At 43.5% G+C, this 12,678-nt stretch carries 13 protein-coding genes and 1 pseudogene; all 14 read left to right on the plus strand.

From position 1 onward, the window contains the following. Nucleotides 1–89: 89 nt before the first annotated feature. A pseudogene (locus GVJ38_RS14455) lies at nt 90–161 on the plus strand (SEC-C metal-binding domain-containing protein); the annotation flags it as partial. A 122-nt stretch (nt 162–283) separates the two neighbouring features. Next, nucleotides 284–1,400, plus strand: a protein-coding gene (gene prfB, locus GVJ38_RS04800) for a peptide chain release factor 2 (RefSeq protein WP_159722040.1) whose coding sequence is annotated in 2 segments (ribosomal slippage) — nt 284–355 and nt 357–1,400 — 1,116 coding nt in all. Because the reading frame shifts where the segments join, the coding sequence is not laid out codon by codon here. A 91-nt stretch (nt 1,401–1,491) separates the two neighbouring features. Further along, the gene (ftsE, locus tag GVJ38_RS04805) at nt 1,492–2,181 is read left to right on the plus strand and encodes a cell division ATP-binding protein FtsE (protein ID WP_159722041.1); all 690 of its coding nucleotides are present in this window, start codon (nt 1,492–1,494) and stop codon (nt 2,179–2,181) included. Continuing rightward, complete coding sequence (gene ftsX, locus GVJ38_RS04810; RefSeq protein ID WP_159722042.1) at nt 2,174–3,058, plus strand: permease-like cell division protein FtsX; 885 nt, start codon at nt 2,174–2,176, stop codon at nt 3,056–3,058. The genes ftsE and ftsX overlap by 8 nt, the downstream gene beginning before the upstream one ends. A 156-nt stretch (nt 3,059–3,214) precedes the next feature. Then, complete coding sequence (cls, locus tag GVJ38_RS04815; protein WP_159722043.1) at nt 3,215–4,663, plus strand: cardiolipin synthase; 1,449 nt, start codon at nt 3,215–3,217, stop codon at nt 4,661–4,663. Between the two features lie 132 nt (nt 4,664–4,795). Further along, complete coding sequence (locus tag GVJ38_RS04820) at nt 4,796–5,644, plus strand: phosphate ABC transporter substrate-binding protein PstS (protein ID WP_159722044.1); 849 nt, start codon at nt 4,796–4,798, stop codon at nt 5,642–5,644. A 269-nt stretch (nt 5,645–5,913) separates the two neighbouring features. Next, nucleotides 5,914–6,840 (plus strand): phosphate ABC transporter permease subunit PstC, encoded by a 927-nt coding sequence (pstC, locus tag GVJ38_RS04825; RefSeq protein WP_159722045.1) that lies wholly within the window; start codon nt 5,914–5,916, stop codon nt 6,838–6,840. Next, complete coding sequence (gene pstA / locus GVJ38_RS04830) at nt 6,840–7,727, plus strand: phosphate ABC transporter permease PstA (protein WP_159722046.1); 888 nt, start codon at nt 6,840–6,842, stop codon at nt 7,725–7,727. The genes pstC and pstA overlap by 1 nt, the downstream gene beginning before the upstream one ends. A 10-nt stretch (nt 7,728–7,737) precedes the next feature. Next, nucleotides 7,738–8,538, plus strand: a complete 801-nt coding sequence (gene pstB, locus GVJ38_RS04835) for a phosphate ABC transporter ATP-binding protein PstB (RefSeq protein WP_159722047.1) — start codon at nt 7,738–7,740, stop codon at nt 8,536–8,538. 16 nt (nt 8,539–8,554) lie between these two features. Beyond that, on the plus strand, nt 8,555–9,313 hold the full coding sequence (pstB, locus tag GVJ38_RS04840; protein ID WP_159722048.1) for a phosphate ABC transporter ATP-binding protein PstB: 759 nt from the start codon (nt 8,555–8,557) through the stop codon (nt 9,311–9,313). A 10-nt stretch (nt 9,314–9,323) separates the two neighbouring features. Further along, nucleotides 9,324–10,001 (plus strand): phosphate signaling complex protein PhoU, encoded by a 678-nt coding sequence (phoU, locus tag GVJ38_RS04845; RefSeq protein WP_159722049.1) that lies wholly within the window; start codon nt 9,324–9,326, stop codon nt 9,999–10,001. Nucleotides 10,002–10,279: 278 nt separating this feature from the next. Beyond that, a complete protein-coding gene (liaX, locus tag GVJ38_RS04850) occupies nt 10,280–11,839 on the plus strand; it encodes a daptomycin-sensing surface protein LiaX (RefSeq protein WP_159722050.1) in 1,560 nt (519 codons plus the stop codon). A gap of 26 nt (nt 11,840–11,865) precedes the next feature. Beyond that, on the plus strand, nt 11,866–12,174 hold the full coding sequence (locus GVJ38_RS04855; protein ID WP_159722051.1) for a PspC domain-containing protein: 309 nt from the start codon (nt 11,866–11,868) through the stop codon (nt 12,172–12,174). Continuing rightward, on the plus strand, nt 12,174–12,536 hold the full coding sequence (locus GVJ38_RS04860) for a phage holin family protein (RefSeq protein ID WP_159722052.1): 363 nt from the start codon (nt 12,174–12,176) through the stop codon (nt 12,534–12,536). Before GVJ38_RS04855 ends, GVJ38_RS04860 begins: the two co-directional genes overlap by 1 nt. The last annotated feature ends 142 nt before the right edge of the window (nt 12,537–12,678 follow it).

The raw sequence follows: 12,678 nt of genomic DNA on the forward strand, positions 1-12,678 counted from the left end.
AAACGATGACGACGGAACAAGCGATCGAATACAACAAGCATGTCAAACGCCCGGAAGATAAGATCTTAACGGCTGAGATGGTCAAAGGTGTTGGCCGAAATGATCCTTGCCCATGCGGCAGCGGTAAGAAGTTTAAAAACTGCCACGGCAAAAATTTATAGACTAAAAAAGCTGTGACGCAATTTGGTCACAGCTTTTTTAGCTAATGAAAGATAATCTTGAAAAGTGCCCGCTAGTTTTAGCAGCGTCATTTTTCAGAAATTCAAGAAATGAGGGAATGAGCTTGGAAAATGCTGAGATTCGCAATTTATTAGATGAGATGCAAGCGCAAGTCGCTAGTTTTAGGAGGTCTCTTTGACTTAGATCAGTTGGAAGAAGAGATCGCTGAAGCGGAACATCAAATGTCAGAACCAAATTTTTGGGATGATTCAGAAAAAGCGCAAGCCTTGATCAATCAAACGAATCAAGCCAAAGCAACTTATGATTCATTCAACGCCATCGCAAATGAAGTCGATGAATTGAATGTGATGATGGAGATGCAACAAGAAGAATTTGATCCGGAATTACAAACGGAATTAGAAAAGCGGCTGTTGGCGTTGAAAGATCGAGTCGCAAGTTATGAATTAGCACTTTTGTTAGATGGACCGTATGACCAAAACAATGCGATCTTAGAGATCCATCCGGGAGCGGGCGGGACCGAGTCTCAAGATTGGGGTTCGATGTTGTTGCGAATGTATACGCGCTGGGGTGAGCAACATGGTTTTTCCGTTGAGACACTTGATTACCAAGCCGGTGACGAAGCGGGGATCAAAAGTGTGACGCTTTTGATCAAAGGCCACAACGCATTTGGTTATTTACGTTCAGAAAAAGGTGTCCATCGGTTAGTCCGGATCTCGCCATTTGATTCTGCCAATCGTCGCCACACTTCATTTTGTTCAGTCGATGTGATGCCAGAACTCGATGAGACGATTGAAGTAGACATCAACCCGGACGATTTAAAAGTCGATGTCTATCGGGCTAGCGGGGCAGGCGGCCAGCACATCAATAAAACGTCTTCAGCGGTCCGGATCACGCACTTGCCGACTGGGATCGTCGTAGCCAGTCAAGCGCAACGTTCGCAATTTCAAAACCGCGAGACTGCGATGAGTATGTTAAAAGCGAAACTCTATCAGCGAGAATTAGAGAAAAAAGAACAAGAAGCGGCTAGCTTGCGAGGCGAACAAATGGATATCAGCTGGGGGTCCCAAATTCGTTCTTATGTGTTCCATCCGTATTCAATGGTAAAAGATCACCGAACGAATTATGAGACCGGAAATGTCCAAGCAGTGATGGATGGTGACCTTGACCCATTTATCGATGCGTATTTGAAGTGGCACTTAAGTCAGCAGACAGAACATTGACATTTGAAATCAAATTGTAAAATCTAGCAAGACAGCTGAAATATTGCCATGCTATAATAACAAAGTCAAAAAAGGAGTTGAATAAAAAAACATGATAGAGATGCAGAATGTGGTGAAAAAATATTCGAACGGTACCACGGCTGTCCGCGATCTTTCTGTCACCATCGCTGCAGGGGAATTTGTGTATGTCGTCGGACCATCGGGAAGTGGCAAGTCGACGTTTGTCAAATTGATGTACCGGGAAGAAAAAGCCACGGCAGGAAAAAAACTTGAAGTGGCCAAGCATGATTTGTTAAAAATAAAAAATCGTGATGTTCCGTATTTACGTCGGGATGTCGGCGTGGTCTTCCAAGATTTTAAATTATTGCCGAAAAAGACTGTTTATGAAAATGTCGCGTATGCGATGGAAGTCATTGGGAAAAAGCCGCGGGAGATCCAAAAGCGGGTAATGGAAGTGTTAGATCTTGTGGGATTGAAGCACAAAGTCCGCGTCTTTCCTGATCAATTATCCGGTGGTGAAGAACAGCGGGTCTCGATTGCTCGCGCGATCGTCAACACGCCTAAAGTATTGATCGCTGATGAACCGACAGGAAATCTCGATCCGGATACTTCAATGGAGATCATGAAATTATTAGACCGAATCAACGGTCAAGGAACGACCGTGGTGATGGCGACCCACAACAAAACGATCGTGGATTCAATTCGTCATCGGGTGCTTGAAATCGATAACGGGCTGATCGTTCGAGATGAAGCGGAAGGAGAGTATGAGCTCGATGATTAGAATTTTCTTCCGACATCTATTAGATAGTTTCAAAAGTATGAAACGTAACGGTTGGATGACGCTGGCGTCCATCAGTGCAGTTACGATCACGTTGACTTTGGTGGGGATCTTTTTAGCTGTAATCATGAATGCTACAAAATTTGCTCAAGACGTGGAGAACAATGTCGATGTCAGCGTTTTTGTCGATATCGGGACCAATCAAGCGGACCGAGCAAAATTAGAGACGGAGCTGCAACAGTTACCGCACGTCAAAAAAGTTCGCTACTCTAGTAAGCAAGCACAATTGAAAAAATTGCAAGCAGCGATGGGGGATGCATGGGAGTTATTTGAAGGCGACAACAATCCCCTCTATGATGTGTATATCGTCAGTGCCAAAGATCCTAGTGAGATCAAAAGTGTCTCTAAAAGCGCGAGTCAGCTGAACAATGTTTTTCGCGCGGATTATGGTGGCAAGTCTAGTGATCGAATCTTTAAAGTGGCCAATGTCGTCAAAACTTGGGGCTTAGGCGCTGCCGCACTGTTAGTTTTTGTGGCGATCTTTTTGATCTCCAATACGATTCGGATCACGATTTTTTCGCGCCAACAAGAAATCCAGATCATGCGGTTAGTCGGAGCTAAAAATGGTTATATCCGCTGGCCGTTTTTCTTAGAAGGTGGTTGGATCGGCTTGATCGGTTCGATCATTCCGATTTTGATCTTGACGTATGGTTATGGCAAGATTTTCCAACTAGCCACACCGTATTTAGTTCAATCAAACTTAGCGATGTTAAAACCGAATGATCTGATTTGGAAATTGGACTTGATGATGGCTGTAGGTGGTTATTTGATCGGAGCATTAGGATCGATCATTTCGATGCGGCGCTTCTTGAAAATTTAAAAATAGCAAGATAAGCAAATGGAAATAAGCGTGAACGATTTCGTTGTCGATCCAATAACGAATCGTTTGCGTTTTTTTAGTTGTTTGTGGCGCACGTTTTTTTCTATTTACTTTCTTTTTGGTCTCCGTTATTCTTTGAATGAAGGGGTTGGAAGTATGGCGTTTATTCAAGAGCATTTAGGGACTTTGATCGTGATTATCAATACGATCTTGTCACTGGTGATCGTCTTTCGCGAACGAAAAGACACGGTCCACACGTGGGCTTGGCTATTAGTGTTGACTTTTTTGCCGATCGTAGGCTTTGTGATGTACATTTTTTTGGGCAAAGGGATCACGAAAGAACGGATTTTTGATTTAAAGATGCAAAGCAAATTAGGGTTGAACATTGAGATCGAAGAACAACAACGAGCACTGCAGCGCGGACTTTATCCGCGGCCGCAGACCGGACAAGTCGAGCCGAAACAATTGATCTATATGCTGACGGTTTTTGAAAGTTCGTTGTACACGAGTAATAACGCGCTGACCTTATTTACGGATGGGGGTAAAAAATTTGCTGCTTTGTTAGCGGATATCGCAAACGCTCAAGATCATATCCATTTAGAATATTATATTTATCGCAGTGATGCACTCGGCAAAAAAGTACGGGCGGCATTGGTGGCTGCGGCTAAACGTGGCGTCAAAGTCCGCGTTTTGTTAGATGCGTGGGGCTCAACACAAGTCAACCGCCGCTTTTTTGAACCGCTGATCGCACAAGGCGGTTCGGTGGAATTTTTCTTTCCGCTGTTCGTTCCATATTTGAATCCGCGGATGAATTATCGGAATCACCGCAAGATCGTCGTGATCGATGGTGTGATCGGTTACACGGGCGGTTTTAATGTCGGTGACGAATATTTAGGCGGTGTTGATAAATTTGGTTATTGGCGCGATAATCATTTGCGGATCGAAGGCGATGCAGTCTATTCGTTGCAAAATCGTTTTTTGATGGATTGGAACTCGCAACATAAAAATGAAGTGACTTACCAGCAACGTTATTTTCCAGCTAATGAAAATCCTGGTAAGCGCGCTGTGCAGATCGTGTGTAGCGGACCAGATGATAGTCATGAGCAGATCAAATTGACGTATTTGAAAATGATCAATTTAGCGAAAAAAGAGATCTTGATCCAAACACCGTACTATATTCCCGATGTGTCGATCCACGAAGCCTTGAAGTCTGCTTTACTTTCGGGCGTCAAAGTTCGCTTGCAAATTCCCAATAAACCAGATCACCTGTTAGTCTACTGGGCGACGTATTCTTTTTCAGCTGAACTATTGGAATATGGCGGCATCATTGAAACGTATGAAGCGGGTTTTATCCATGCGAAGACGATGGTGATCGATGGCGGGATCGCGTCTGTCGGTTCGGCTAATATCGACATGCGCTCTTTTCAATTGGATTTTGAAGTCAATACGATCATTTATGACCGTGAGTTTGCGGAACAAATCCGGGCGGCTTTTTTGGAAGATTCGAAACAATCACAGTTGTTGACGCCGGAACTTTATCGCCAGCGAGGCTGGGTGATCAAGTTCAAAGAAGGAATTGCCCGTTTGATTTCACCGCTGTTATAAAAATTTTTACTTTTTTCACTGAGGACTTAATGTTAAAATAAGTTAGCTTTCTGACAAGCACTGAATAAAAGATACTGTGGTACTAGGTTGCCACTAACTGAATCAGATTAAAATGAAACGAGGAAAACGTGCATGAAAAAATGGTTGCTGCCACTTTTAGGTCTAATTTTGTTATTATCTGGCTGTTCAAAGTGGATCGATCGCGGCGAGTCGGTGACGGCCGTGGGATCGTCTGCTTTACAGCCGTTAGTTGAAACGGTCGCAGAAGAATACCAAGGCAAACACCCTGGCAAATTTATCAATGTCCAAGGCGGTGGGAGCGGGACCGGTTTAAGCCAAGTCCAATCAGGGGCTGTTGATATCGGGAACTCTGATTTGTTCGCGGAAGAAAAAAGTGGGATCAAGGCAGAGAAATTAGTCGACCACAAAGTCGCGGTCGTTGGGATTACACCAATCGTCAATAAAAAAGTCGGCGTCAAAGATATCTCACTAGAAAATTTGCGTAAGATCTTTTTAGGCGAGATCAAAAACTGGAAAGAGTTAGGCGGACGCGACCAAGCAATCGTTGTATTGAACCGCGCTGCAGCAAGCGGAACGCGCGCGACTTTTGAAAAATGGGTGATGGATGGCAAAGACGCAATCCGAGCACAAGAACAAGATTCTTCTGGCATGGTGCGTCAAATCGTCACCGATACACCGGGTGCGATCTCTTACACAGCCTTTTCATACGTGACCAAAGACGTGCAGACATTAAAAATCGATGGCGTAGCACCGACTGATGAAAATGTTGCCACTAACACGTGGAAAATTTGGGCGTATGAACATATGTATACTAAAGGCCGACCAAATGAATTAACGAAAGAATTTTTGGATTATATGTTAACGACGGAAGTCCAAGAAAAAATCGTGACTAAACTTGGGTACATCCCCGTTTCTGCGATGAAAGTCGAGCGTGACTGGGAAGGGAATTTAATTAAATAGAATTTTTCCTGTGATCAGTCACAGATTCGGCCGACACATGAACTGATGGAGCAAGGAAAAATTTTCATGAAGAGCGGGCGACCGTTCTTTTTTTATTGAATTTTTAGGGAAACGCCGCACACGCTAACTGGTGGAACGAACCGTAAACGTTCTATTTACACAATCTTTACAAAAGTCATTGAATCGTTACGGGAGGTTAAAATTAAATTGATGTTCAGGCGGTAAAATGAGTCTGGTAGATTAGGAAAACGAGGGGGAGCAAGACCTTGATGAAAACGGAAGATGTAAAGAAAGCTTTAACTACGAAATCAAAACGTGCCCGGATCGAACAACGAGGCAAATTTATCAGTTTCATTTGTATTGCATTGATCGTGTTTGTGGTCGCGGCTATTTTTTATTTTGTCGCCAGCAAAGGATTAGCGACTTTTTTTGTGGATAAAATCAATGTGATGGACTTTTTATTCGGAACGGTTTGGAATCCAAGTGCCACCGGTCCAGATGGCAAACCATTAGTCGGCGCGCTGCCGATGATCTTAGGTTCATTTATCGTCACTTTTTTGTCAGCGATCGTTGCAACACCGTTTGCCATCGGGGCAGCTGTCTTTATGACGGAGATCTCTCCTAATCGCGGACAACGTTTCTTACAGCCGGTGATCGAATTATTAGTTGGGATTCCATCAGTCGTTTACGGGTTTATCGGACTATCAGTGATCGTGCCGATGATCCGCTCGATTTTTGGCGGAACTGGTTTTGGGATCTTAGCGGGAACGTTCGTCTTGTTCGTCATGATTTTACCGACTGTGACGACGATGACTGTCGATGCGTTGAAATCCGTGCCGCGGCATTATCGCGAAGCTTCATTGGCACTAGGTGGGACGCGTTGGCAAACGATTTATAAAGTCGTTTTACGAGCAGCTGTTCCGGGAATTTTGACTGCGGTCGTCTTTGGGATGGCACGCGCGTTCGGGGAAGCGTTGGCGATCCAAATGGTGATCGGGAATGCGGCGCTAATGCCGACGAGTTTAACGACGCCATCCTCGACTTTGACTTCGATCTTAACGATGGGGATCGGGAACACGATCATGGGGACGGTCGAAAATAATGTCTTATGGTCACTGGCCTTGATCTTACTTTTGATGTCTCTAGTCTTTAACATCGTGATCCGTTATATCGGGAAAAAAGGAGAGATGAAATAATGAAAAATGCAAAAAAAGCCGACAAGATCGCAACAGGCGTCTTATACGGCGTTTCAGGTTTGATCGTGTGTATCTTGGCTTTCTTGCTCTTATACATTTTGATTCGCGGCCTGCCGCATGTCTCATGGGAATTTTTGACGCAACCGTCTAAAGCGTATCAAAAAGGCGGCGGGATCGGTATCCAATTATTCAACTCACTGTATCTTTTATTGATTACGATGCTGATCAGTTTTCCCATCTCACTTGGTGCAGGAATTTATTTATCAGAATACGCGACAGACAATTGGGTGACGGGGATCATTCGGACTTCGATCGAGATCTTGAGTTCATTGCCATCAGTAGTCGTCGGGTTGTTTGGTTTCTTAGTTTTTGTGATTCAATTTGGTTATGGTTTTTCGATCTTATCTGGGGCGCTGGCGTTGACATTATTCAACTTGCCGCTTTTGACACGAAATATCGAAGAGTCATTGCGGGCGATCCATTACACGCAACGAGAAGCAGGTCTTGCTTTAGGTTTATCACGTTGGGAAACGGTGACAAAAATCGTCGTGCCCGATGCGTCACCGGGAATTTTGACCGGGATCATTTTAAGTTCGGGTCGGATCTTTGGGGAAGCCGCAGCTTTGATCTATACGGCGGGGCAAAGTGCGCCAGCGTTAGATTTTTCTAATTGGAATCCGTTGAGTGTCTCAAGTCCGATCAGTATTTTTCGCCAAGCTGAAACGTTAGCGGTCCACATTTGGAAGATCAATACAGAAGGCACGATGCCAGATGGTGTCAGTGTCTCAGCTGGTGCCTCTGCGGTCTTGATCTTAGCGGTGTTGTTGTTTAACTTCGGCGCGCGGGCGATCGGCAAACGGCTCCACAAAAAATTGACTTCAGCCTAAGGAGAGTAGCATGAAAGAATACGATGTAGCAGACCAACATATCATCACGATGCCAGGTGAGATCGCTCTCCACACCGAAGACTTGCACGTCTTTTACGGTGATAATGAAGCGATCAAAGGTGTCGATCTGGAATTTGAAAAAAATAAAATCACCGCCTTGATCGGGCCTTCCGGTTGCGGGAAGTCAACGTACTTACGCTCATTGAACCGGATGAATGATGGCATCTCAAGCGCGCGTGTGACCGGTAAGATCATGTACAAAGGCGTGGACATCAATGCTAAAAATATTGACGTTTATGAGATGCGCAAACGAATCGGCATGGTCTTTCAACGGCCGAATCCGTTCAGTAAATCAATTCGGGAAAATATCACTTTTGCGTTAAAGCAACACGGTGAACACGATAAAAAAGTTTTAGACGAAATCGTTGAAACGAGTTTGAAACAAGCTGCACTGTGGGATCAAGTTAAAGATAATCTAGATAAAAGTGCCTTAGCTTTATCTGGTGGTCAGCAACAGCGTTTATGTATCGCGCGGGCAATCGCCATGAAGCCTGATATTTTATTATTAGATGAGCCAGCCAGCGCGCTTGACCCGATCTCAACGGGGACTGTGGAAGAAACGCTTGTGCAATTAAAAGAAGATTACACGATCGTCATCGTGACCCACAACATGCAACAAGCGGCTCGGATCTCGGATTACACCGCCTTTTTCTATTTAGGTTATGCTATCGAGTACGATGAAACGCGGAAGATCTTTACGCGTCCGAAGATCCAATCCACCGAAGATTACGTTTCGGGCCACTTTGGTTAAGAGATGGAGGAAAAACATGGCCGATAAAATCATCACCTCAAAAGATTTACATTTATATTATGGAAAAAAAGAAGCGTTGAAAGGGATCAACTTAGAATTTGAAAAAGGGGAGATTACCGCGATGATCGGTCCTTCCGGTTGTGGGAAATCGACTTTTTTACGCTGTTTGAATCGCATGAATGATCTGATTCCGGATGTCACGATCACCGGTAGCGTCATGTATAAAGATCGTGATATTTATAGTCCGCGCACGGATACGGTGGAATTGCGCAAAGAAATCGGGATGGTCTTTCAGCAACCGAATCCATTTCCGTTTTCGATTTACGAAAATATCATTTATGGGTTAAAATTGAAAGGTGAGAAAGATAAAGCGAAATTAGATCAAGTCGTCGAAGAAAGTTTGAAAGCTGCTTCCGTCTGGAATGATGTCAAAGATAAATTGCATCAAAGTGCGTTGTCATTATCTGGTGGTCAGCAACAACGAGTCTGCATCGCGCGGGTGTTAGCGGTCAATCCTGAGATCATTTTAATGGATGAACCGACCAGTGCATTAGATCCGGTGTCGACAGGGAAGATCGAAAACATGTTGTTGGAGTTAAAAGAGGATTATACGATCATCATCGTGACCCATAACATGTCACAAGCTTCGCGGATCTCTGATAAGACAGCTTTCTTTTTACAAGGGGAATTGATTGAATTTGATAACACGAAAAAAATCTTTTTAGACCCAGCAAGACAAGAAACTGAAGATTATATCTCAGGAAAATTTGGTTAGGAGGTTCCGCATGTTACGGACACAATTTGAAGAAGAGTTGTTAAATCTACACAATCAATTTTATGAAATGGGCATGATGGTCTCCAGCGCGGTCCACAAATCCGTCCGCTCATACATTGACCACGATAAAGTATTAGCTCAAGAAGTGATCGATCACGATGTCGAGATCAATGATATGGAAGTCAAGCTTGAAAAGAAAAGCTTTGAGATGATCGCGCTGCAACAACCGGTCACGACCGATCTGCGGACGATCATCACGATCATGAAAGCCAGCTCGGATTTGGAACGGATGGGGGATCACGCGGTTTCTGTCGCAAAATCCACGATTCGCCTAAAAGGTCTGCCCCGGATCTCAGAAGTTGAAAAAGTGATCTCTGATATGTCAGATTACGTGAAAAAAATGGTGGATAACGTGCTGGTGGCCTACGTTAAAACCGATGAAAAAGATGCGCGCATGATCGCGTTGATGGATGAAGAAGTCAACGATTATTTCCAACAGATTTACGATATGACGACAAATACGATGGAACACGAGCCTGATACGATCATCAGCGGGACTGATTACTTGCACGTTGCTAGTTATTTGGAACGCATTGGCGATTATGTGACGAATATCTGTGAATGGATCGTCTATCTAGCTACCGGTAAGATCACCGAATTAAACAGCAATCGTAATGAAAAATTTTAAGCGTAGCTGGATGTGAAACGAGCCGCTAATACTAAATTCAAAAAGCCGATTGGAATGCTAAACGCAGCTTTCCAATCGGTTTTTTTGCCTGGAGGAGGTAAGCCGGCGAGAAATTTCTTTCCTCTAAGACAGCGCGGACAGCGCGAATTTGCTTGTAATCACAGTCCGTCATTCGTCCTAAAAAAGATACTCCTTTAGTCCTATGACAAAATCATAAAAACATTGCATAATAGTAAATGTAAACAGGAACGATACTCATTGCTAAGGAGGCAATTTCTATGAATGAACGACAACGAATTTTAGAATTAGTGAAAAAAGGTATCCTATCGACCGAAGAAGGTTTGGATCTGTTAGAAAGTATGGCTCAAGCAAAAGATGAAGCCCAATTGAAAAAAGCCGCGGACAAAGTGGATTCATATCATAAAGAACAAGACAAAGCTGCTCATTTAGTTGATGAATGGGAAAATAAAGCAGCTGATGATGAAACAAAGTCTGATCAGCCAACTAAAGAAGATGAGCTAGCCGATTTGGAAAATTATTTTGCGGATTTAGCTTCTGAAGCGAATAAAATCTCCGTTCACATTGACGCGACGAATTTAGCGAAAAAAGAATTGGAAGCTAGTCTAGCGGAAAAAAAGGAAAACTTGATGGAATTGGATACGAAGGAAGAATTGGGAACTTTATCCGAAGAAGACGAAGCGATCCGTTCCAGTGTTGAAGCTGAGATCAAAAGTTTAGAACAACAGATCTTAGAACAAGCTGAAGAAGTGGCAGAACAAGAAGCAAAATTAGCGCAGATCAAACAAGATCAAAAACAAAAACCCGGGCAACGAAATTATTTCGATTTGCCAGATGATTTGAAAGATCAAGCGACTGAAACATTTACTCAAGTCGGAGAAAAGTTGGGCGAAGCAGGTCTGCAACTAGGCCGACTAGCGAAAAAAACTTTCAAGAGTGTGTCTGAAACCGTTGAAAACAATGTGGACTGGAAAGATATCAATTTGAAAGTCCCCGGTGTTGCGACGACGAAATTTGAACATCAATTCGTCTACACCGATGTTGCACCAACCTTGATCGATGTGAAGCTAGCTAACGGAAAAGTCACGTTTAATCTTTGGGATGAAGACAAGATCCAAGTCGATGCCAAGGTCAAATTGTATGGCAAGATGAATGAAGAAACACCATTTGATTCTTTAATGGCACGCAGCCAGATTGAAGTCAATGATGATCATATCTCATTCCAATTGCCAAACAAACGGGTCAACGCTGATTTAACTTTCAACTTACCACGGCGGACGTATGATCACGTGGCGGTCAAATTATTGAATGGCCACTTGGATGTCAATAATTTAGAAGCGAAAGATGTCTACGCGAAAACGACTAACGGCAATATTTGGTTGAAACAAATCAACGCGACGATGGTGGAGATCGAAGGCGTCAACGGCAATATCGCTATCGATAATGGCAAGATTTTAGATTCGATTATTGAAACGGTGAATGGTACAATTACGTTGAAAGCCGACATTGAAAATTATGGGATCTCGCTGATCAACGGAGATATCAAGATCACTGCTGGCCACGCGGATGTGAAAAAGATCAAAGCAAGCTCAGTCAACGGAAACGTCAAAGTCGCACTACCGACTGAGATCGGGTTAGAAGCGATCGCCAAAACAAACTTTGGTAGCATCAACCAACGCATGAATGATTATGAAGTTGTTCGCGAAAAAACGGACAAGACAAATCGTTTATTACAATTCAGACGGACAGCTGATGAGATGATCCAAGTCGATGTCTCCACGACTAGCGGCAGTATTTTCTTGAAAGATTTTGACAAATAATGAATAATAGAAAGGGAAGATCTAGAATGGGAAAAAAATTAACGAAGTCAAGTACGAACGTGGTTTTGACCGGGACTTTGGCGGGGATCGCTGAATATTTCGGGATCGACCCAACGATCGTTCGCGTGATCTATGTCTTCTTGAGTTTCTTCTTTATCGGGGCGCCAGTTTTGTTATATATTTTACTTGCGATCGTAATTCCGCGGGGACCACGGAACGCCGACCGTTACGGACACAACAATCCGTATTACGGCCGTAACAATAATTGGAACGAACCAAAAAGAGAACGCAAAAAAGCAGATAAAATCGATGATGATGACTGGAGCGATTTCTAATGACTTACTTACAGCGCTTAATAGCTAACACACTGATCTTTATTTCAATGTCGGTGCTCTTGCCTACGCATGTGATCGTGGCAAGTCTTTGGATGGCTGTGGTGGCAAGTTTTGTCTTATCCATTTTGAATATGTTAGTCAAACCGGTGTTGACACTTTTGTCACTGCCGCTAAACTTATTGACGTTTGGATTATTCAGCTTTGTCATCAGCGCTGGAATGTTGCAGCTGACCTCATGGATCGTCGGCAGTCAGAATTTTGGCTTTTCTAGTTTTTCGGTTTCCATCATGGTGGCAATCGTGATGGCGATCGTCAACATGATCGTTTCAGAGCATAATATCGATAAATATACGGACGGCTGATAGTCGTTCGTATTTTTTTTTTGTATGATTTGAAAACCACCTGCTATGCGGGTGGTTCCAAAAAGCTTTTAGCGTGGTATCAAAAAAGCCTCCCAAAATGATAAGATAATGCTGGTTGACCGACCGCATCACTATCAGATTA

Origin of the sequence: Enterococcus sp. CSURQ0835, from assembly GCF_902706605.1 — a bacterium.
Lineage (GTDB): Bacteria > Bacillota > Bacilli > Lactobacillales > Enterococcaceae > Enterococcus_A.

What these genes read in the sequence shown, in the direction of transcription:
- ftsE (WP_159722041.1), top strand. Translation starts at nt 1,492, where the DNA reads ATGATAGAGATGCAGAATGTGGTGAAAAAATATTCGAACGGTACCACG.
- ftsX (WP_159722042.1), top strand. Translation starts at nt 2,174, where the DNA reads ATGATTAGAATTTTCTTCCGACATCTATTAGATAGTTTCAAAAGTATG.
- cls (WP_159722043.1), top strand. Translation starts at nt 3,215, where the DNA reads ATGGCGTTTATTCAAGAGCATTTAGGGACTTTGATCGTGATTATCAAT.
- GVJ38_RS04820 (WP_159722044.1), top strand. Translation starts at nt 4,796, where the DNA reads ATGAAAAAATGGTTGCTGCCACTTTTAGGTCTAATTTTGTTATTATCT.
- pstC (WP_159722045.1), top strand. Translation starts at nt 5,914, where the DNA reads ATGAAAACGGAAGATGTAAAGAAAGCTTTAACTACGAAATCAAAACGT.
- pstA (WP_159722046.1), top strand. Translation starts at nt 6,840, where the DNA reads ATGAAAAATGCAAAAAAAGCCGACAAGATCGCAACAGGCGTCTTATAC.
- pstB (WP_159722047.1), top strand. Translation starts at nt 7,738, where the DNA reads ATGAAAGAATACGATGTAGCAGACCAACATATCATCACGATGCCAGGT.
- pstB (WP_159722048.1), top strand. Translation starts at nt 8,555, where the DNA reads ATGGCCGATAAAATCATCACCTCAAAAGATTTACATTTATATTATGGA.
- phoU (WP_159722049.1), top strand. Translation starts at nt 9,324, where the DNA reads ATGTTACGGACACAATTTGAAGAAGAGTTGTTAAATCTACACAATCAA.
- liaX (WP_159722050.1), top strand. Translation starts at nt 10,280, where the DNA reads ATGAATGAACGACAACGAATTTTAGAATTAGTGAAAAAAGGTATCCTA.
- GVJ38_RS04855 (WP_159722051.1), top strand. Translation starts at nt 11,866, where the DNA reads ATGGGAAAAAAATTAACGAAGTCAAGTACGAACGTGGTTTTGACCGGG.
- GVJ38_RS04860 (WP_159722052.1), top strand. Translation starts at nt 12,174, where the DNA reads ATGACTTACTTACAGCGCTTAATAGCTAACACACTGATCTTTATTTCA.